Raw genomic sequence first — 19,608 nt, 5'->3', positions numbered from 1 at the left:
CGCCGGCGCTGTTCGCGGGCCCCGAGGTCTTCCGCGACCTCGCCATCGGGAACCGAAGGGCGGAACACACAGGACGACTTCGGCCGGCTCATGGATGGCAACCGGCTGGTGGTTTCGACAGCAGAGGGCGGGACCGGCCACCGCCGGTCCCGCCCACCGCCTGTCGATGTACTTACACCAGGTGGCCGGTCAGCGAGTCGGCGTGGCCGCCGTCGCCGGCCGGGCCGGAATCGCCCCCGGTGGTCCAGCTGGTGTTGGTGGCGTCGCCGGTGGTGCCGGTGGAGCCGGTGTCACCGGAATCGCCCGAGCCGACGACGGTCGTCGACTCGTGGTGCCGAGCCCAGCCGTGGTGGTTCCACGACGAGTCGCAGTTGTTCCAGCCGTACTCCTTGCCGTGGCCCCAACCGCGGTTGCCCGGGTTCCAGGGGTTCCAGTTGTGGTTCCACTGGCCGTGGTGGCCGTCGGTGTATGTCACCGCTGTGTTGCCGCCGGTCGAGCCGCTGTTACCCGAGTCGCCGGAGTTTCCGGTCACGGCCTTGTTCGAGCTGGAGGCGTCGCCGCCCTGGCCCGAGTCGCCGCCGTTGCCGCCGACGGCTTCGGCGTTGCTGTCACCGGAGTTGTTCCGGTGGTGCCACCAAGCGCCACTGTTGGTGCCCTCGGTCCACGCCATCGCGTCGCCGCCGTCGCCGGCCGTACCGGAGTTGCCTCCGGTGGTGTGGCTGGTGTTGGTGGCGTCGCCGGTGTTGCCGGTCGACCCGGTGTCGCCCGAGTCGCCCGAGCTGACGTGGGTGGTGCACTCGGCCAGCACGCACACGCCGTAGGCGGAGTTGCCGCCGGTGGACCCGGAGTCACCCGAGTTCCCGGAGTTGCCGGACCGCGCCTTGTTGTGGCTGGTGGCGTTGCCGCCGTCGCCGGAGTCGCCGCCGTTGCCGCCGCCCGCCGTGGAGGTGACGGTGTTGGTGACCGACCCCACCAGCCCACCCAGGCCCAGCGGACCCTGGTCGACCGTGTCGGCGTTCGCGACTGACTGCCCCAGCAGGACGAACCCGCCGGAGATCACCGCGGCCAACAGGCCGCGTTGGACGTACTTGCGCATCGAGTTCCTTCTTCCCTTGAAGCCTTGGTTCGTGCAGTGGTCAGCTCACGAAGGGAAGAACTCAGCTCGGGTGATGTCGCCCGAACACGTAGCACCACGGCCGCAGCAACCAGCGCTCGGCGTAGACCATCTGAACGCCGTCATGCGGCACGATGCCCTGGTGGCCGGGCAGATCCGCCTGCCCGGACACACCGCCGGCGTTGCCGCCGGAGGACGCCGTGCCCGTCGCGCCGGCCAGGACTGCCTGGTCCGGACGCGGCGACCCCGGGCCGCCCCTATGCCCGCCATGCCACTGCGACGCCGCGACGTGCACTGCCTTGCCGTTCGACGTCGCCGTCGTCGCCCTGGTCCAGGGCGGAGCAATGGCCTTCACCGCAGCGGACGAACCCGTTGATGACGGTGGTGGCGACGTTTCCGCCGGGACGGCCGCGCCGACATCGGACCGGTCGACGTCAGCGGCGATCCCGACGGAGGCGGGTGCCTGCGACGACGCCCGCGTGGGATCGACGCCCAGCGCCTGCGGTCGGATACCCAGTGCCCGCTCCACCGGCGTCACCACCGGCTCGGCGGGACCCAGAAGCGGCTCGGTCACGGGCGCCAACAGCTCGAGCGCCGGCGACAGGGGTTCGGTGACCGGGGCCGGCAACGGAGCCGTCACCACCGGCTCCACCACCCCGACCACCGGTTCCACCACCGGTGCCGCGACTCGCGACACACCTGACACTGCCGGACCGGTCACTTCGAACACCGACGACACCGCGGGTGCCGCCGGTTCCAGGAGCCCACCGAGCAGTCCACCGCCCGGCGTCGACTCGCCGGGTGTCTGCGACGAGCGTGACGGACGGTCCTGCTCGTCGGCCTGTGCCGAACCTGCCGAGGCCAGCGCGACCAACCCGCAGCCGAGCAGGAAACCCGCCAGCAGCAGTGAACGTCGCAATACCACGGACCGGGAATCGAGCCGGGACGAACAATCTGTTCTCATGCAATCACCTCCCCTCTGCCAGGTATTCGGTGCCCTGTGCGGGTCGGTTCACTCGAAAGTGGAAGTTTTTTGGGTTCGTCCAGGTCGCGAGGTGCGACGAAAATCAAACATGAGTGTTGGGTGTGTTTTTCACGGTGAAAACCTGGCTGCTGCATTCACGTACTGTGGGGCTGGCGCCCCGCTGTCACGCAGCGCGGGCATGTGCCGCAGGCTCGTGTACCGGTCCGGGCCGCCCGTTCATGCGGAGCTCGGTCGTGGCGCACATGCTCAGTACCGGGGGACCGGTGCTCGCGATGGTGGAGCCAGCCTCTGTTCCGGATCTCCATCGGGTCCGATGACGGATGCCCCGGGGTTGCGGGAACCCGGTGGTCGCGTCGACGGTTGCTGGCCGTCAGTGTCTCGAGGCTGACCGACGGTACGCGGGTAGACGGTGACGAGCCGGTTCATGCCACGGATCCGGATGGGCCTGGCGAGGTTGGTGAGGGCTTTGACGGCCGTCAACGTGCCGCCGTTGGCGTGCAGTCGTCGCGAACGCTAGGCAGGGCGCTCAGGTTTGAGGAGTCGCAGAACCCGACCGCCGGAGAAGTCGAGCACGGTTTGCTCGCGGGTGGTCGTGGTCTCGGTGACGGTGCTCCTGCGGGTTGCTCACCGATGTTCTCCGCCTCGCCTCGGCCGCCTGGGTCGCCGGCCGGCCGCTGGATTTGTCCGGCCCGGCACAGCGTCCCTGCATGTCACCAGTCGCGAGCCGGTGGTCGGGGCGTTCGCCGACTTGTCGCCGACGATGTGCATTGCTCGGTCGGGTGAACCGGTGAACTTCTGCGCTGTCCACTCCGAACCTTTCGTGCCTGCTCGTCTCGGCAGGTCCCGCGACGGGTAGGCGTCGTTTCCGAAGGGACGGACATGTCAGCATCCCCTCCCACCCGTCGTAGGCGGCGTGTGGCGGTAGCCCTGATCGCGGCCGGTGGCACGTTGCTCACGGCCGGTCTGGTGGGCGGGTCCGGTTCGGCCGGGGCGTCCAGCCACCGGGAGGCGCCGTTGATCGCCGACGACCCCGCCGTGGACAACACCGACCTCTACGCGTTCGTCAGCCCGGACCGGTCCGACACGGTGACGCTGGTCGCGAACTGGTCACCGTTTCAGGAGCCGAACGGGGGGCCGAACTTCTACCCGTGGGCGACGGACGCCCGCTACGACATCAACATCGACAACGACGGTGACGGGTGCGCCGACCTGGTGTACCGGTGGACGTTCCGGACCGAGGACCGGCGGGGGAACTCGACGTTCCTGTACAACAACGGCCAGGTCACGTCATTGGACGACGAGAACCTGTTGTTCCGGCAGGCCTACACGCTGGAACTGCTCGACGCACGGGGACGGGGCAGGAAGCTCATCCAGTCGGGTCCGGTCGCTCCCTCGAACGTGGGTCCGGCGTCCATGCCCGATTATGGTGCGTTGCGGTCGCAGGCGATCGTCGACGTGCCGGGCGGTGGCAAGAGCTACGTCGGCCAGGCCGATGACCCGTTCTTCCTAGACCTGCGGGTGTTCGACCTGCTCTACGGCGGTGACCTGTCCGAGGTCGGGCAGGACACGCTGGCCGGCTACAACGTCAACACGATCGCCCTGCAGGTGCCCAAGTCGCAGCTGGCGCTCAAGGGCAACGCCGACCGCAACCCGGTGATCGGCGTGTGGAGCGACACCGAACGGCGGACCCTGCAGCTCAAGCCGGGTGAGGAGCGGGCTGTGGGCCCGTACGTCCAGGTCTCCCGGTTGGGCAACCCGCTGGTCAACGAAGTGGTGGTCCCGGCCGCGTTGAAGGACCGGTTCAACGCCATCACCCCCGACCAGGACGCGGACATCCCCGAACTGGTGCAGCGGGTCACCGACCCCGAGGTGCCGAAACTGGTCGAAGCGATCTACGGCATCCCCGCACCGGCGACGCCGCGCAACGACCTGGTGGAGATCTTCCTCACCGGGATCACCACCAAGGCGGGCGGGCCCATCCAGGCAGACCTGAACTCGCAGCTGAACAACGCGGACGTCAACCCCGACCGGTTCACGCCGTCCGAGCAGCTCCGGCTGAACACGGCGGTGCCCGTCGCGGCGCAGGCCAACCGGCTCGGCGTGCTCGGCGGTGATCTCCAAGGCTTCCCCAACGGCCGCCGGCTCACCGACGACGTGGTCGACATCGGCGTCCAGGCACTGGAGGGCGCCGCGGTCAGCGGCATCGTGCCCGCGCTCGCGGCCGGTGACCGGGCGGACGCCAACGACCGGGCGTTCGACGCCTCATTCCCCTATGTGGCGCTGCCGCACAACACCGCGGTCAACACCTCGGCCGGAGCGGTCCCTCCGGCCGGCGGTGGCGGTGGTGGCGGTGGTGTCCCACCCGGTCTGCTGCTCGACGCCGTGTTGGCGGCGTTGCTGATCGGATCGGGTGCCTGGCTGCTGCGCGGTCGTCCCCACTGGATGCCGGCCCGCGCGGTCGCCTAGGCCGGTGGCCGTGGGACGGGTCGACCCCCAACCCGTCCCACGGCCGCCGCGGAGGTGGTTCACCAGCATGACCCGTCGCAGGATCGTCGCAGTCCTGGCCATCGTGGCCGGCGTCGCGGTGCTCGCGTCGACCGCTTCGGCGTTGACCGGCCGGCGCGGAGAGGACGACACACCGCAGCCGCGAGCCGCGTTGGCGCACAGCGGTGCGCAGCGCGTCATCGCCGCTGCGCAGGACAAGCTCCGCCGGTCACCGAAGGACGCGGCGACCTGGGCGTTGCTCGGCAGCAGCTACGTCGAGCAGGCCCGGATCACCGGCGATCCCTCGTACTACGGCAAGGCACAGGGCGCGTTGGAGACGTCGCTGGAGCTGCGACCGGCGGACAACGGGCCGGCGTTGCTGGGCCTGGGCGCGTTGGCCAATGCGCGGCACGACTTCGGCGCGGCTCGTGACCTCGCCGAACGTGCGCGGGTGTTGCTGCCGGACACCGCGGAGGTGTACGGGGTGCTCGCGGACGCCTTGACGCAACTCGGCGACGCGACCGAGGCGGCGGCGGCCGTGCAGCGGATGCTGGACCTCGAACCGGGCGTGGCCTCGTTCACCAGGGCCGCGTACGACTTCGAGCAACGAGGCGACCTCGACGCCGCCCGCCACGCCCTCGATCGTGCGTTGGAGGCCGCGTCGACCCCGGCGGACGTCGTGTTCTGCCGGTACCACCTGGGCGAGTTGGCGTGGGACGACGGCGATCCGGACCTGGCCGCCGAGCACTACGGGCGAGGACTGCTGCTCGACCCGCAGGACGTCACCCTGCTGCACGGCATGGCCAAGGTGGCCGCCGCCCGTGGGGACGTGAACGCGGCGCTGACCGGGTACGCCGACGTCGTGCGGCGCGTGCCGGCACCGCGGTACCTGCGCGAATACGCCGATCTGCTCGGGTCCCACGGCCGCGAGGCCGACGCCGCGGCCCAGTTCACGGTCCTGGAGCGGCAGTTCGAGTTGTCGCGGGCGGCAGGTGGAGCGGACGACCTGGAGGGTTCGGTCGTCGCGGTCGATCGGGGTGACACGGCCCAGGCGCTGCGCCTGGCCGAGGCCGAGTGGGGTCGCAGGCAGCACGCGCTGGTCGCCGACGCGCTGGCCTGGGCGCTGCACCTCAACGGCAGGCACGCGGAGGCGTTGGGCATGGCCGAGCGGGCCGCCGCGACCGGGTGGCGGCACGCGGGTTTCGCCTACCACCGGGGGATGATCCTGGCGGCACTGGGCCGCACCGCCGAAGCGATCACGGCATTGGAAGAGGCGTTGCGGATCAACCCGCACTTCTCGTTCACCGACGCGTCGAAGGCCCGCGACACCTTGGCAGGCCTGCGGTGAGGTCACTGGTGGGCGTTCTGTTCGGTGTGTTGTTCCTGGCGGTGCCGCTGGAGGCCTCGGCGCACCCGCTGGGCAACTTCACGGTGAACCACTACCACGGCATCACCGTGCGTCCCGATGGTGTCGAGGTGCGTGCCGTGGTGGACCTCGCGGAGATCCCGACGCTGCAGGAGCGCCCGGCCGTACAGCCCGGCTACGCGCAGCGGACGTGCGCGGAGCGCAGCCGTGCGACCGCGGTCGAGGTCGACGGGCACCCGCTCGCGGTGCGGCTGACGTCCAGCGCGGTCGAGTTCCCTCCGGGGGAGGCCGGTCTGGCCACGACGCGGTTGACATGCCTGTTCGACGTCGCGGTGTCGCTGGACCAAGCGGCGACGGTGACCGTCCGTGATTCGCTCGAGGTGGGACGACTCGGCTGGCGCGAGATGACCGCCGTGGGGGACGGCGTCGCGTTGGTCGACCCTCCGGTGGCCGCACGGAGCCTGACCGCCGAGTTGAGGACCTACCCGGAGGACCTGCTGGCAGACCCTCTCGACGTCCGTTCGGTGACGCTGCGGGTCGAACCCGGAACGTCGACCGACTCGGGTGGCGCCGACGCCCCTGGTGGGACGACCCTGCTCACCGCGGCCACGCAGAAGTTCACCGGCTTCGCCGGCAGCCGCGACCTGACCCCTCTGGTGGGCGTGCTCGCGGTGCTGCTCGCCCTCGTGCTCGGGGCTTCCCACGCGGCACTGCCGGGTCACGGCAAAACGATCATCGCCGCCTACCTGGCCGGGCGCGACGGAACCCTGCGGGACGCGGTCGTGGTGGGGGCCACGGTGACGTTCACGCACACCGCGGGGGTGCTCGTGCTGGGGCTGGTGATCAGCGCCTCCAGCACCTTGGCGGGGGAGTCGTTGCTGCGCTGGCTGGGCTTCACCAGCGGGGTGCTCGTCGCCGCGGTGGGGGCGTGGTTGCTGCGTTCCACCGTGCGGCCACGGGAACCGGTCACCACCGGCCACGGCCACGGCCACGGCCACGGACACGGCCACGTGCATCGGACGGGACGAGCGAGCCTGGTCGGGATGGGCGTGGCCGGCGGGTTGGTGCCCAGCCCGTCGGCGCTCGTCGTGCTGCTGGGCGCCGTCGCACTGGGCAGGACTTGGTTCGGCGTGCTGCTGGTCGTGGGCTACGGCGTGGGGATGGCAGCCACGCTCACCGCCGTGGGCCTGCTCATGGTGCGACTGCGCGACCGCCTGGCTGCGGTGGAGCGCTTCCGCGACCGGTTCACGGCCCTGCCCGCCATCACCGCGTCCCTGGTGCTCGTCGTCGGTCTCGGGCTCGCCGTCCGGGCCGCTCTCGGATAGGAGTCGCCTCGCAATGCGTCCCTACGTCGTGCTGTGCGCAGCGGTGCTCGTCGCGTGCTCCGCTGAACCGGACCCCGGCCCTCTGTTCGACAACGAGGGTGCGCGCGACATCACCTGCCTCACGCACCAGGCGAATCCTCCGGGTGTTCGCTACGACGACGAGAAGCTGCGCCGCACCGACGAGGTGATGCCCTTGTTGCGCTACTACACGGCGCACGGTCGCAAGCCGTTCTGTGATGCCGAACCGGCGACGGAGATCGACCGGGCGTGGGTGCAGCTGTACGTCAGCCTCGGCGCCGGTGGGGCGAACGTGGCGGATCTCCTGGGCTGAACACCAATCCGAACGCGCGTGGTCGCCGAACACCCTGATGTGGACGACGGTTCTCCCGAGGACCTGCTCACCCGCGCGATCGCCGGAGATCACGACGCGTTCACCCTGCTGTACCGGCAGCACGTCACGTTGGTGCGGGGTATCGCGTTCACCGTGATAGGTGATCGCGCCCAAGCGGAGGAGGTTGCCCAGGACGTGTTCCTGGAGCTTTTGAGCGCCACGTCGACCTACGATGTCGCGCGGGGCAGCGCGCGGACTTGGTTGACGATGCTGGCCCGCCGTCGTGCGATCGACCGGGTCCGCGCGGCTCGTGCGGCCAGGACGCGCGATGCGCTGACCGCGTCCAAGGACCTCTCGCTGACCGTGCCGGACCCGTCGGAACAGGTAGAGCTGCGCATGACCGCCGAACGCATGCACGTGGCGATGCGCAGGCTGCGGCGTGAGCACAGCGAGCTGCTGTTGCTGACCTACTTCGGTGACATGTCGCAGCGGGACGTGGCCGCACGCCTGCGGGTGCCGGTGGGCACGGTGAAGTCCCGCCTGCACCTGGCACTCGCGGCGCTACGCCGCCTGCTGGTCAACGGGTGACGACCGGGTGATACGGGTCAGTGCGGCACGTGGGACGCGCCGCAGTGCCGCGGTGCGCCAAGAGCCCGTCGTGGTCAGCGCGATCGCGGCCACGTGGCGTGCCTGTGGGTACCGCGCGCCGGCGAGCACGTCGGCGGCGCGGGCCAACTCTCCACGTCGTGCCAGCACCGAAGCGGCGACGAAGAAGCCTTCCTCGGTGCGCGCGGCGGCGTCCACGGCGCGCAGCGCACCGTCCAGGTCACCCGCCAGAGCACGTGCCGTGGCCAGCGCTGGTGCCAGGTTGACGGTGGACGCGCCCACGTCACCGGCCGCGTCGAGCAACCGCGCCGCGAGGGCCGGGTCGTCCCCCCATCGCCTCGCGTCCGGCGGCGACGAGCAACTCCGCCTGCCCCATCGCGGCGATCGGCGATTCGAGCAGCGACACGGCGAGCCTGCGGATCGGCTGCCGCCGCCCTCGATGCGCCGCCACCAGGTCGCGCAGCGTCGCCGCGCACTGCCCGGGATCGGTCAACGCGCGGCAGGCCTGGGCGACGATCGGCACCAGCGTGCCGTCGGGGCGAAGTGCGCTCGCCGCACGGGCACCGTCCACGGCGAGCATGAGAGCAGCGGCGTCGAGGTCGAGGGCCGCGCCGAGCAGGTCGCGGTCCAGCGGGGCGCCCAACGCCAGAGCCGACACCAGCCGTCGGACGCCTGGTGCGAACGCGTCCAGCACGGGGGCCAGCGACCCGATCGGGTCGGACGACACCGCGGACAGCAGGAAGGCCGGCACACCGCCGGTCCGGTCGAACAACGCGGACGCTTCGTCCCCGGTGACCTCGGTGCCGACGCGTTCGCGCACGCATCCGGCGACCTGGTCTTGGCGCAGCGGCCCGAGCCGGATGCGCACCACATCGGGACCGAGGTCGCGGACCGCCTCGTCCAGCCGCCGGTTGCGGTGCGGCACGCGTTGTCCGATCGCGAACAACCGCCTGTCCCCGGCCTGCCAGGCGATCACCTCGTCGGACTGGAGGTGGGCGTCGTCCACCACGGTGAACCGCTCACCCAAATCGCGCAGCAACGCGGTCTTCCCGCAACCGCCGGGGCCGCTGACCACCACGTGCGCGGCCGTGGGCACGCGGTTCAGTGCCGGACGGTGGCGGGTTCCAGCACCAGCTCAGGCGAAGCGGACGGTGGCATCTGGGCGTGGACCTCCTCGACGGGCACTGACCTACGTTCGTCACGCTCACCCGATCGGTTCACCGAACTGGGGCATGCCCGAGCCCCTAATGGCCGCCACGGTGGATCCCCTACAGCGGGACCGCCCATCAAACTATGAGCGTCGCCCGATGTGGTGAAGGACGTGGAGGCCTAACTTCGGTCCGGTAAACACCAGGCCCACCGCTCGGGAGCACATAGATGGACCCCGTTCAGACCCTGCACGACTTCACCCTGAACCTGCTCAGCGACCCGCAGGCACGGTCCGCATTCCAGTCCGACCCGCAGGGCGCCGTCAACACCGCCGGTCTCGGCGACCTGAACGCGGGTGATGTGCACGAGATCCTGCCGCTCGTCCTGGACTACGCCCCGGCGCAGGGACTCGGTGACCTCGACTCCACCCTCGACCTCCTGTCGTCCGACAACGCGCTCGACCTGCTCGGCGACAGCCCGCTCACCCTGGGCCAGGACGTGCTCGGCCAAGGCATCGAGGACAACACCGCCACCGCGCCGCTGGCGGGTGTCGCGGCCGCGGCCCAGCACCTCGCCGGTGACACCACCGCCGACCTGGCCGACACGCTGGACGCCGACGTGCTGAACACCGTCGCCGACACCACCACGCACGGCAACGTCACCGATGTCGTCGGCGACCTCACCGCAGAAGGGTTGCCCTCCCACACCGACCTGCTGGAGACCACGCACCTCAGCGGAACCGTCGAGGACGTCACCACCGGCCTGCACGGCGACTCCTCGATCGACGACCGGCTGACCGGCGACCATCTGACCGGTGACATCGGCGACGTCACCGACAACGCACTGGGCATCCAGGACGTGGTCCAGACCGGCGACGTCCTCAGCGACGTCGGCCACCTGGGCGACGTCACGACCACCGTCGGCGACATCACCCACGTCGGCAACCTGACCGACGTTGCCAACAGCATCGGCAACGTCGACGTGGGCGGCGTGTTCAGCGGCAACGGCGTCGACTTCTGAGCGACAGGTGGTGGTCCGTAGGGGGCTGCGGACCACCACCTCGGTTGTGTCGCGACTCGTACTTTCCGTGGCCGGGCGGACCTCTCGCACGTCACCGGCCGCGGTGCGGGACCGGCCGCGGGAAGTCGACTTCCGAGCGCGTGGGGCGTGGTTTCATCCGCCGGCAGGCAGATGACGACTGCGACAGCAGTACGTCACCGTGCCTCTCAGCCTCGACCGCCGCTGCGGGACTCCGAGGCCCACGGCGGGACAAAGTGCTTGCCGTGCCGTATCACCGCGTGCTCGACGCGGTAGGCCGGCGTGCCGGTGGCGTCGACTCGTTGCCGTGCACTAGTTGGGGTGTACTTCCTGCGGGGTGGTGTCGATCCTGTTCGGTTCACACAGAAGGAATTGACTCGTGGGTGGTCGCCGACCTGGAGCATGAGTGTCATGACTGCATGCAGTCCCCGGTTGGACCGGTGGCCAGGCCTGTGAACTTGACGTTGCGACCTTTCCCCTGCTCAAAAGGAGATTTCGTCCGACAAGCATGAGCGCGGGGCGGCTGGCATCGGTTCACGATGGGGTCGTAGGGCGTGCGGCCGGCAGGCAGGTTTGGTGCAATAGGTCCCGTACACCAAGGAAAACACACGAATCCCGGTCGGCAGACTCGCGATAGAGGCGGGTGACGCGACCGGTGACAGGTCCGGCGGCGGTTCGGCGCACGTGGGCGAGGTGCAAGGGTTGGTGCACCGCGACTCGTGGCCTCTCCTGTGGTTCGATGGGCAACCGGACCACGGGCGCCGCCGCCGGACCGTCCTCCAGTCTTTCTGCTGTGCGATCGGCACAACTAATCCGGTCGAGCCGCAGATGCCATTCGCTGCAGCTGTCGAACTGGGCCGAGCCTGCCTTCTGGCGACGCGGTCGGACGCGAAAGCGGCGAGCAGGTCGAGAAGCGCGCTCGCGGGAGTGTCAACCGGACTCGCGAGGCATGTTCGTGCGGTCGCGGCTGCGATGTGGAGGTGACTGGCGGGTAGACTCCGCGGCGCCCACGCTGGTCATGACTCGGCTCTCGATCGGACTAGTGCCTTGGTCAGCGGCCCCGGAAGCGGTACCGGCCGCCTACGGCGGCTCCTCCGGCAAGGCGGTGTCCATATGACGGCTGACAGCGAGCAGGACGGCGAGGCCGGCCGCAATGATGGGCAGACGTTGTCGGGTCATACCATCGGCTACGGGGCCTTGAGCGATCTGGCGATGCAGTTGGGGACTTGGCGCGTTATCTCCAGGGCAAGACAGCCTGGAGGACACGTTGCGCGGCATCGTGCACGCGGCGGTCGGCACGGTGCCGGGCGTGAAGTACGCCGGGGTGTCGGTGGTCGAGGGGCGCACGACGATGAGTACGCCCGCCGCCTCCGACGAGCTGGTCTACAAGGTGGACGAGGCGCAGATCGACTTCCACGAAGGGCCGTGCATCGACGTGCTGTACGAGCACCGCACCGTGCGGCTGCCGAACATGGCCGAGGAACAGCGCTGGCCGCAGTTCGCCGCCCGCGCCGCCGAGCTCGGCGTGGGCAGCATGCTGTCGTTCCAGCTCTACGTCACCGGCGACGACCTGGGTGCTCTCAACCTGTACTCCGGCCACGCGGACGCCTTCACCGACGAGTCCGAGCAGATTGGCCTGCTGTTCGCCACCCATGCGGCGGTGGCGATGGCCGACGCGCAGAAGCTGGCGCGGATGTCGCGGGCGATGAACACCCGTGACCTGATCGGCCAGGCCAAGGGCATCCTCATGGGACGTCACAAGATAACCGGCGATCAGGCGTTCGCCGTGCTGGTGCGGGCCAGTCAGCACACCAACACCAAGCTGGTCGAGGTGGCCGAGTACCTGGTGCACCCCGACGCCCTTCCCCTCGATCGGTAGCAGGAGGTCATCGCGGATGGCCCCGAGGCGGGGTGGGTGTCGTGGGAGTCCGGTCAGCGGCGGTGTTTGATGAGGCCGAGTTGGAGCACGTCGAGGTAACCGGAGCGGAAACCGGCCTCGCAGTAGGCGAGGTAGAACTCCCACAGGCGGCGGAAGGTCTCGTCGAAGCCCGTGGCGGCGACTTGGGGCCAGTTGTTGAGGAAGCGGGTGCGCCAGTGGTGCAGGGTGCGGGCGTAGTCCGGTCCGAGTGAGCGGTGTTCGGTGGTGGCGAGTCGGGTGTGGTGGCGCACGGCGTGCCGGATCGCGGGGACGGAGAGCAGTTGGCCGCCGGGGAAGACGTACTTGTGGATCCAGGTGTAGGAGTGGCGTGTGGCCAGGAGCCGGTCGTGCGGCATGGTGATGGCCTGCAGCCCGACTCGGCCGCCTGGCTTGAGCACGCGGTCGAGGGTGCGGAAGTAGGTGGGCCAGTAGTCGGCGCCGACCGCTTCGATCATCTCCACGGAAACCACGGCGTCGTAGCTGCCGTGGGCTTCGCGGTAGTCGCGCAGCAGCACCTGCACGCGGTCGGCGAGCCCGGCTTGGGCGATGCGCTGTTCGGCCAGGTGCTTCTGCTCGGTGGAGATGGTGAGCGTGGTGACGCGGGCGCCTCGGCGGGCGGCGTGGATCGCCAGCGCGCCCCAGCCGGTGCCGATCTCGAGCAGGTGGGTGCCGGCGCGCACGTCGGCGAGGTCGAGCACGCCGTCGATCTTGCGCAGCTGGGCGGCGTGCAGGTCGTCGCTGCCGGGGGCGAACCAGGCCGAGGAGTAGGTCATCGACTCGTCGAGGAACGCGGCGAACAGGTCGTTGGACAGGTCGTAGTGGCGGTGGATGTTCTGCCGTGCCCCCTCGACGGTGTTGCGCTCGTGTGCCGGTTGGCGTGCGTCGACCCATCGGCGGAGCACCTGCAGCGGCCTGGGCACGAGGTCGGCCATGCGGGCGGCGAACGGGGTCATCAGAGCGGCTGGGTCGGTGCTGGTCCAGTCACCCGCCATGTAGGCCTCGCCGAAGCCGATCTTGGCGTCGGCGCCGAGCCGGCGGAAGAACGCCTCCGGGCGCACGATCCGCATCACGGGCGAGTCCGGGCCGCCCGCGCCGAGGCGCTCGCCGCCGGGCAGCGCCACCCGCACCGGCAGTGTTCTCACGGCCTGCTGGAACACCAGACGTGCGGCGGCGGCGCGCGCGGGGGAGCAGCGCGGTTCGTCCAAGCCTGGCCGGCGCCCTGCTCTGCCGCCGAGCGCGGTGTCCGGCTGACGGGTGGGTGAAGTGGTCATCGGACACCTTCCTGGGCTTGGTGCGGTGTGCGGGGGACGACGGGCAGTCGGCGCAGCCACAGGGCGATGCCGTGGCGGCGGATCAGCGCGCTGACCCGGTGGGTGGGCAGAGGGTCACGCAGGAGCAGGCGCAGCAGCGTCCACGGGGTGGCCGGTCGTCGTTCGCCGGTCAGCGAGGCGCTGAACGGTGTCCGCGAGCCCTGTCGCAGGCTGACCGCCACCGACAGCCGCTCGGCGGGCCGGGCCAACCGCATCTCGTAGCGGCCTTCGACGGTCAGGAACGGGGAGACGTAGAACGACTTGTCGGTCTCCACACGCCCGGCCGGGTCGGGGTACAGCAGGTAGCAGTGTCGTTCGCCGTAGGTGTTGTGCACCTCGGCCACCACGCAGACGGGCTCGTCGTCGGGGTCGTGGCACCAGTACACGGTGATGGGGTTGAACACGTGGCCCAAGACGCGGGCGTTGGCCAGCATCAGCACGCGCCCGCCCCGCAGGTCCACGCCTCGGCTCGCGAGCCAGGCGTCGAGGTTCTCCCGGATACCCCGGTCCGGGCGGCCCAGGTGGTCCGCGGCGCGGAACCGCGCCACCGGGCGCAGCCACCGCGGCACGGTGGGGAGCCGGTCGAGGTCGACCAACCACAGGTAGGTGCGGTGCCGGAACGCCCGGCGCAGCGGGTGGCGCCGCGTGTGCGTGACCACGGCGTCGTACAGCGCGGGTGCGTTCACCAGTCGACGCCGAGTGCCGCGGCGGCCCGCACGCCGGAGGCACAGCCGTCCTCGTGGAATCCCCAGCCGTGGTAGGCGCCGGCGAACGCGGTCGGTCCGGTGTTCAACCCGGGCAGGCGGCGCTGCGCGGCGACCGACTCCGGTGTGTAGACCGGGTGTTCGTACCGCATCCGGGCGATCACCGACGACTCCGCGATCCGGTCGCCGGCGTTGAGCGTGACCAGGTAGTCCTGTGGTTCGGCCAGCCGCATGAGCCGGTTCATGTGGTAGCTGACCAGCACGGGCCCGTCGTCGGAGCGGCAGTGGGGCTTGAGGTAGTTCCACGAGGCGCGCGCACCCGACGCGCGGGGGAGCAGGGAGGCGTCGGTGTGGAGCCACGTCTCGTTGCGCGCATAGCGGAACGCGCCCAGCACCTCGCGTTCGTCGTCGGTCGCGTCGGCCAGCAACTCCAGCGCCTGGTCGGGGTGCGTGGCGATGACGACCTTGTCGACCCGGTGGACCTCGTCCCCGTCGTCGCGGACCTCCACACCGTGCCCGGTGCGCGTCACCGCTCGCACCGGTGTGGACAGGTGCACGGCGGTCAACTGCTTGGCCGCGCGCTCCACGTAGCAGCGGGATCCGCCCACCACCGTCTTCCACCGCGGCGAACCGGTGACCGACAGCATCCCGTGGTTGTGGAGGAACTCGAACAGGTACCGGGCCGGGTAGCGCAGGCTGGTGGCCTGGTCGGCCGACCACACCGCCGACACCACGGGCGCGACGAAGTGGTCCACGAAGAACCGGCTGTACCCGCCGATCGCCAGGAACGCGGCGAGCGTGACGCCGTCGGCCGCCGGGGCGTCCAGCACGCGCCGGGCGTGCCGGTGGAACCTGGTGACTTCGGCGAGCAGCCTCAGGTATGGTCCGCGCGTCGTGTTCGAGGGTTGGGCGAACAGCCCGCCCAGGCCCTTGGCGCCGGCGTACTCCAGGCCGCAGCCCTCGCAGCGGACGCTCATCGACATCTCGGTCGCCTGCGTGCGCACGCCCAGTTCGGCGAACAGCCGCAGCAGGTGGGGGTAGGTGCGTTCGTTGTGGACGATGAAGCCGCTGTCGATGGCGACGGTGCCGCCGTCCTCGGACACGACGTCGTGGGTGTGGGCGTGGCCGCCCAGGCGCGGCCCGGCTTCGAACAGGAGCACGTCGTAGCGGCGCTGCAGCAGGTAGGCGGCGGTCAGGCCGGCGACTCCCGCGCCGATCACGGCGACGCGCTGCGATCTGGTGGTCATCGGGTTCCTCGGGGCAGGGCGACGGAGAGTCCGCGCGGGGCGGGGGCGGTCATGGCCTCGGCGATCAGAGGATCGGTGGCGGTGGGGTGGAAGGCGCCGCGCAGGAACCGGCGGACCAGCCCGCTCCAGTCCGCGCGCCGCCGCAGCATCGTGTGCCCGCTGTCGTGCACGACGAACCGGCAGGTCGCCGCCGTCACCTGTTTCGCGCGCACCGCGTAGCGGTAGGACGCGCGTGGATCGGTCCACCGGTCCACGTCGCCGTGTGCGAGCAGGACGGCACGCCCGCGGAGCTGGTCGACCGGTTCACCGGGCTCGATCCAGGGTGCCAACGCACACACCGCGGTGACGGCGGGGTCGTCGGCGATCCGGAGGGCGGTGCGTGCGCCCATCGAGTGACCGACCAGGGCGACCCGCGCTCCGGGATGCCGTTCCCGCAGCCGGGCCAACGCCCAGCGGGCGTCGCGCACCGGGTCGAGGTCGGGTTCGTTCCACCCCCGGTACCGGTACCGCAGCAGCCAGACGACCGGCGCCGTCCGGCTGGTGTCCCGGGCGAACGGCACCATCCGCCGGTAGGCCAGGTTGGCCCGGCTCGCGGGTTCACGGCTGCGAGCACGACCGCCCGGCAGCACCAGCACCGCGGAGTCGGCCGTCGTCGGCGGATCCCAGCTCTGGATCGAGGGCTGCCGGACCCGCCCGGCGTCGGAGTGGAGGTGGGACACGATCTCCATTCGGCGCCCATCACCCATCAGATGGGTGCTGTGGTGCGCATCACATTTCGTGGTTGTACCAACCCGTCCGGCCCCTGGTTGCGAACCACCTGGGAAATCGACGGTGAAGGGGACGACGTGCCGGACAAGAAGACGCGACACGCCGCGGTGCTGGCCGATGTCGTGCAGCGGGTGTTGGGCACCGCGTTGCCGGTGGGGCTGCGGGCCTGGGACGGCAGCGAGGCGGGCCCGACCGACGGGCCACGGGTGGTGCTGCGGTCGCGCCGCGCCCTGCGCAGGCTGTTGTGGAACCCGGATGAGCTCGGGTTGGCGCGCGCCTACGTCTCCGGTGACCTCGACGTCGAGGGTGACATCACGACCGGGCTGCGCCGGTTCTGGGCACTGGCCCGAGCCGGCCGCCCGCGACGCGGGCTCACCGCCTCCGAACGCGTGGCGCTGCTGCGCACGGCCACCCGGCTCGGCGTGCTCGGTCCCCGCCCACGACCACCGGCCGAGGAGGCCAGGCTGGCCGGCGGTCTGCACACCCGCCGCCGCGACCGCGCGGCCATCGCCCATCACTACGACCTGAGCAACGAGTTCTACCAGCTCGTCCTGGACCCGAACATGGCCTACTCCTGCGCGTACTGGGCCGTCGACCAACCCGGCTACGAACTCGTCGACGCCCAGCGGGACAAGCTCGAGCTGATCTGCCGCAAGCTCGACCTGCGTCCCGGGATGCGCCTGCTCGACGTCGGGTGCGGCTGGGGATCACTGCTGTTGCACGCCGCCCGCCATCACGGCGTGCACGCCACCGGGGTGACGCTGTCACGGCGGCAACACGACCACGTCAGCCGCAGGATCGCCGAACTGGGCCTGCGGGACACCGTCGAGGTCCGGCTGCAGGATTACCGGGAGATCCCCGACGAGCCGTTCGACGCGGTGGCGTCGATCGAGATGGGCGAGCACGTCGGCGAGCAGAACTACCCGGTGTACGCCTCCACCCTGCACCGCCTGCTCCGCCCCGCCGGTCGACTGCTGCTGCAGCAGATGTCACGAGGCGCCGCGGCGCCGGGCGGCGGCGCGTTCATCGAGTCCTACGTCGCACCGGACATGACCATGCGACCGCTGAGCCGCACGGTGGCGCACCTGGAGAACGCCGGGTTGGAGGTCCGCGACGTGCACGCCCTGCGCGAGCACTACGTGCGCACGGTCCGGGAGTGGGCGGCGACCCTGGAACGGCGGTGGGACGAGGTCGTCGCCCTGGTCGGCGAAGGTCAGGCCAGGGTGTGGCGGCTCTACCTGGCCGGCGGCGCCCTGGCCTTCGAGGACAACCGCATGGGCGTGGACCAGATCCTCGCCGTGCGCCCGACCACCGACGGTGCGAGCGGCATGCCGCCGCACCGCGCCGACCCCCTGGCACTGGACCACGTCGCACCCGGCGGTGACGCGTGACCTGGCCGGAACTGCCGGCCGGGCTTCCGGTCAACCTCGCGATCAGCGCCGCCGTGGTGGTGCTGGTCATGGCGATCACCTTCGCGATCTCCTTGGCCAGGGATCGGCACGACACCCTCGACATCGCCTGGGGTCCGGGCTTCGCGTTGATCGCCGGCACGACGTTCCTGCTCTCCGGCGGCGACGGCGACACCACGACGCGGGCAGCGGTCACGGTGCTGACCGTGGTGTGGGGCGTTCGCCTCGCGGTCCACATCGGATCGCGCAGCCGGGGTGAACCCGAGGACCACCGCTACGCCGAGATGCGCCGTCGTGCCAGGGGCAACCCGCACCTGCACGTGCTGGTGCGCGCGTACCTGGCGCAGGCCGTCGTGCTGTGGCTGGTGTCGCTGCCGGTCCAAGTCGCCCAGTACGGCACCGGCGTCCACCCCGCGGTGATCGCGGCCGCGACGGCGTTGTGGTCGGTCGGCATGGTGTTCGAGGCGGTCGGGGACTGGCAGCTGCAACGCTTCCGCACCGACCCCGCCAACCGCGGCCGGGTGCTCGACCGCGGGTTGTGGCGCTACACCCGACACCCGAACTACTTCGGCGACGCCTGCGTCTGGTGGGGCCTGTTCCTGCTCGCCTGCTCCTCCTGGTACGGCCTGGCGACCGTCGTGTCACCGGTGCTCATGACGTTCCTCCTCGCGAGGGGGACGGGCAAGCCAATGATCGAGGAGCACCTGCGCCGTCGACGTCCTGCCTACGTCGACTACGTGGAGCGAACGAGCGGGTTCGTGCCATTGCCGCCTCGGCGGTCCGCCCGTCAAGGCGAACCATGACCGGCAGGCACTCGGTCGAACATCCGGCCAGACTTCCCGCAGCCCTGATGGGCGTGGTGTTCCTGCTCGTCGGCGTGCTCGGTTTCGTGCCCGGCATCACGTCCGAGCACGGCCGATTGCTCTACGGCCTCGTGGTGCGGTTCGGCGCCTCGGTCGACCCCGTGCCGTTCAACGCGGCCGACGACGGGCTGCACCTGGCACTCGGCGTCGTCATGGTCGCCATCGGTCTGGTCACCCGAATCATCGGCCACCGCCCGATCCGCAGAAGGGGACGTCAGGTGCTCGGTGGCCTTCAGGGTGGCGGCGAGGTTGGTCGGCCGACTCCGGTTGTGCCGGTCTGCGAGCCACTGCCCCGCCCGCTCGGGTGTGCCCCACAGGTGACAGCGATTGTCCTCCACAGCCAGAGCTCTGCCTTGTGCGGCCAGTTCCCGCAACGCCTCGGCCACCACGGGTTTCTGGATCTTCAACCGAGCGGAGATCAAGTACACCGGGAGCACCCGTGCGGCCTCCGGCGCTCGGCTGAGCAACCAGTGGACCTGCTCCGATGGTGACCACAATGGCTCTTGGTCGATGCGTCGTCGCTCGTCGGGGTTCAAGTGCTTTCTGCAGGCAGGGGCGAACTCACCCAACGCGACAGATTGCCGCACTGCCGCAGCGCACGCTTCACCTGTTCGTGTGGGACGGCCACAGCGAGGCCGGTCCATCCCCGCCACACCGCTGTTCACGGCATCCGTCAAGCGACTGCCCTCCTTCATCCACGTCGGGGTGTATTCGCACGACGGCACCCGGCGGTTCACCGCGATTGCCCGATGACATCCGATCGGGATCGTCCCGGTGCTCGGGTGGCCGGTCGCCGTGGTCGGTTCGACACCGTCGCAAGCCGATGAAGGCACCCGGTCGACTCGCGCCGCGGAGGTGACCTGTCCAGACAGCACGTCGTTCATGCCCGGGGTACGGGGTCCGCCCGACCGGCAAGGCCGAGCTGAGGTCTTGTCGGCCATGTGCAGCCGTTCCTCGCTGCCGACCAATCCGGTCCGCGTGCGGTGCCGAA

General features: G+C 70.5%; 18 protein-coding genes. 9 read left to right on the top strand and 9 right to left on the bottom strand.

Annotated elements, in window-relative coordinates; genetic code table 11:
• Positions 1–172: 172 nt before the first annotated feature.
• Positions 173–1,096, bottom strand: a complete 924-nt coding sequence (locus ACFQ3T_RS02765) for a serine-rich family protein (RefSeq protein WP_380719385.1) — start codon at positions 1,094–1,096, stop codon at positions 173–175.
• 61 nt (positions 1,097–1,157) lie between these two features.
• The gene (locus tag ACFQ3T_RS02760) at positions 1,158–2,039 is read right to left on the bottom strand and encodes a hypothetical protein (RefSeq protein ID WP_380719383.1); all 882 of its coding nucleotides are present in this window, start codon (positions 2,037–2,039) and stop codon (positions 1,158–1,160) included.
• Positions 2,040–3,014: 975 nt separating this feature from the next.
• Between ACFQ3T_RS02760 and ACFQ3T_RS02755 the strand changes: the two genes are divergently transcribed.
• The 5 genes from ACFQ3T_RS02755 (at position 3,015) to ACFQ3T_RS02735 (ending at position 8,193) form a co-directional block, all read left to right on the top strand.
• A complete protein-coding gene (locus tag ACFQ3T_RS02755) occupies positions 3,015–4,565 on the top strand; it encodes a DUF4331 domain-containing protein (RefSeq protein WP_380719381.1) in 1,551 nt (516 codons plus the stop codon).
• A 67-nt stretch (positions 4,566–4,632) separates the two neighbouring features.
• Complete coding sequence (locus ACFQ3T_RS02750) at positions 4,633–5,931, top strand: tetratricopeptide repeat protein (RefSeq protein ID WP_380719379.1); 1,299 nt, start codon at positions 4,633–4,635, stop codon at positions 5,929–5,931.
• 8 nt (positions 5,932–5,939) lie between these two features.
• The gene (locus ACFQ3T_RS02745) at positions 5,940–7,274 is read left to right on the top strand and encodes a nickel/cobalt transporter (RefSeq protein WP_380719377.1); all 1,335 of its coding nucleotides are present in this window, start codon (positions 5,940–5,942) and stop codon (positions 7,272–7,274) included.
• 13 nt (positions 7,275–7,287) lie between these two features.
• Positions 7,288–7,605 (top strand): hypothetical protein, encoded by a 318-nt coding sequence (locus tag ACFQ3T_RS02740; RefSeq protein ID WP_380719375.1) that lies wholly within the window; start codon positions 7,288–7,290, stop codon positions 7,603–7,605.
• 39 nt (positions 7,606–7,644) lie between these two features.
• Positions 7,645–8,193 carry an RNA polymerase sigma factor gene (locus ACFQ3T_RS02735; RefSeq protein WP_380719373.1) on the top strand — a complete coding sequence of 183 codons (549 nt, stop codon included), beginning with the start codon at positions 7,645–7,647 and terminating at the stop codon, positions 8,191–8,193.
• On the opposite strand, the gene ACFQ3T_RS02730 is transcribed toward ACFQ3T_RS02735, so the two are convergent.
• Together ACFQ3T_RS02730 and ACFQ3T_RS02725 are read right to left on the bottom strand one after the other, a co-directional pair.
• Positions 8,167–8,514 carry a hypothetical protein gene (locus ACFQ3T_RS02730; protein ID WP_380719371.1) on the bottom strand — a complete coding sequence of 116 codons (348 nt, stop codon included), beginning with the start codon at positions 8,512–8,514 and terminating at the stop codon, positions 8,167–8,169. The two genes, ACFQ3T_RS02735 and ACFQ3T_RS02730, sit on opposite strands and share 27 nt — an antisense overlap.
• Positions 8,495–9,307 (bottom strand): hypothetical protein, encoded by an 813-nt coding sequence (locus ACFQ3T_RS02725; RefSeq protein ID WP_380719369.1) that lies wholly within the window; start codon positions 9,305–9,307, stop codon positions 8,495–8,497. The genes ACFQ3T_RS02730 and ACFQ3T_RS02725 overlap by 20 nt, the downstream gene beginning before the upstream one ends.
• A gap of 281 nt (positions 9,308–9,588) precedes the next feature.
• On the opposite strand from ACFQ3T_RS02725, the gene ACFQ3T_RS02720 reads away from it, so the two are divergent.
• Both ACFQ3T_RS02720 and ACFQ3T_RS02715 read left to right on the top strand, forming a co-directional pair.
• Positions 9,589–10,380: an IniB N-terminal domain-containing protein gene (locus tag ACFQ3T_RS02720; protein ID WP_380719367.1), complete on the top strand. Its 792-nt coding sequence runs from the start codon at positions 9,589–9,591 to the stop codon at positions 10,378–10,380.
• Positions 10,381–11,602: 1,222 nt separating this feature from the next.
• Entirely contained in the window at positions 11,603–12,277 is a 675-nt protein-coding gene (locus ACFQ3T_RS02715) for an ANTAR domain-containing protein (RefSeq protein WP_380719442.1), read from the top strand.
• A gap of 53 nt (positions 12,278–12,330) precedes the next feature.
• On the opposite strand, the gene ACFQ3T_RS02710 is transcribed toward ACFQ3T_RS02715, so the two are convergent.
• The 4 genes from ACFQ3T_RS02710 to ACFQ3T_RS02695 are packed head-to-tail and all read right to left on the bottom strand — an operon-like array spanning position 12,331 to position 16,305.
• Entirely contained in the window at positions 12,331–13,587 is a 1,257-nt protein-coding gene (locus tag ACFQ3T_RS02710; protein WP_380719365.1) for a class I SAM-dependent methyltransferase, read from the bottom strand.
• The gene (locus ACFQ3T_RS02705; RefSeq protein ID WP_380719362.1) at positions 13,584–14,312 is read right to left on the bottom strand and encodes a DUF1365 domain-containing protein; all 729 of its coding nucleotides are present in this window, start codon (positions 14,310–14,312) and stop codon (positions 13,584–13,586) included. Before ACFQ3T_RS02705 ends, ACFQ3T_RS02710 begins: the two co-directional genes overlap by 4 nt.
• The gene (locus tag ACFQ3T_RS02700) at positions 14,309–15,577 is read right to left on the bottom strand and encodes an NAD(P)/FAD-dependent oxidoreductase (RefSeq protein ID WP_380719360.1); all 1,269 of its coding nucleotides are present in this window, start codon (positions 15,575–15,577) and stop codon (positions 14,309–14,311) included. The genes ACFQ3T_RS02705 and ACFQ3T_RS02700 overlap by 4 nt, the downstream gene beginning before the upstream one ends.
• Positions 15,574–16,305, bottom strand: coding sequence for an alpha/beta fold hydrolase (locus tag ACFQ3T_RS02695; protein WP_380719358.1), 732 nt, complete (start codon positions 16,303–16,305; stop codon positions 15,574–15,576). Before ACFQ3T_RS02695 ends, ACFQ3T_RS02700 begins: the two co-directional genes overlap by 4 nt.
• Positions 16,306–16,422: 117 nt before the next feature.
• Here ACFQ3T_RS02695 and ACFQ3T_RS02690 point away from each other — a divergent pair, with 117 nt between their 5' ends.
• Together ACFQ3T_RS02690 and ACFQ3T_RS02685 are read left to right on the top strand one after the other, a co-directional pair.
• Positions 16,423–17,736 (top strand): class I SAM-dependent methyltransferase, encoded by a 1,314-nt coding sequence (locus ACFQ3T_RS02690; RefSeq protein ID WP_380719356.1) that lies wholly within the window; start codon positions 16,423–16,425, stop codon positions 17,734–17,736.
• Positions 17,737–17,804: 68 nt separating this feature from the next.
• Positions 17,805–18,557, top strand: coding sequence for a DUF1295 domain-containing protein (locus ACFQ3T_RS02685; protein ID WP_380719440.1), 753 nt, complete (start codon positions 17,805–17,807; stop codon positions 18,555–18,557).
• Here ACFQ3T_RS02685 and ACFQ3T_RS02680 read toward each other — a convergent pair.
• Entirely contained in the window at positions 18,542–19,501 is a 960-nt protein-coding gene (locus ACFQ3T_RS02680; RefSeq protein WP_380719354.1) for a hypothetical protein, read from the bottom strand. The two genes, ACFQ3T_RS02685 and ACFQ3T_RS02680, sit on opposite strands and share 16 nt — an antisense overlap.
• Positions 19,502–19,608 lie beyond the last annotated feature (107 nt).

The sequence above is a fragment of the Saccharothrix hoggarensis genome, from assembly GCF_042678885.1.
Lineage (GTDB): Bacteria > Actinomycetota > Actinomycetes > Mycobacteriales > Pseudonocardiaceae > Actinosynnema > Actinosynnema hoggarensis.
Note: the sequence above shows the minus strand (reverse complement) of the source record. Positions and strands in the feature narration are given on the sequence as shown.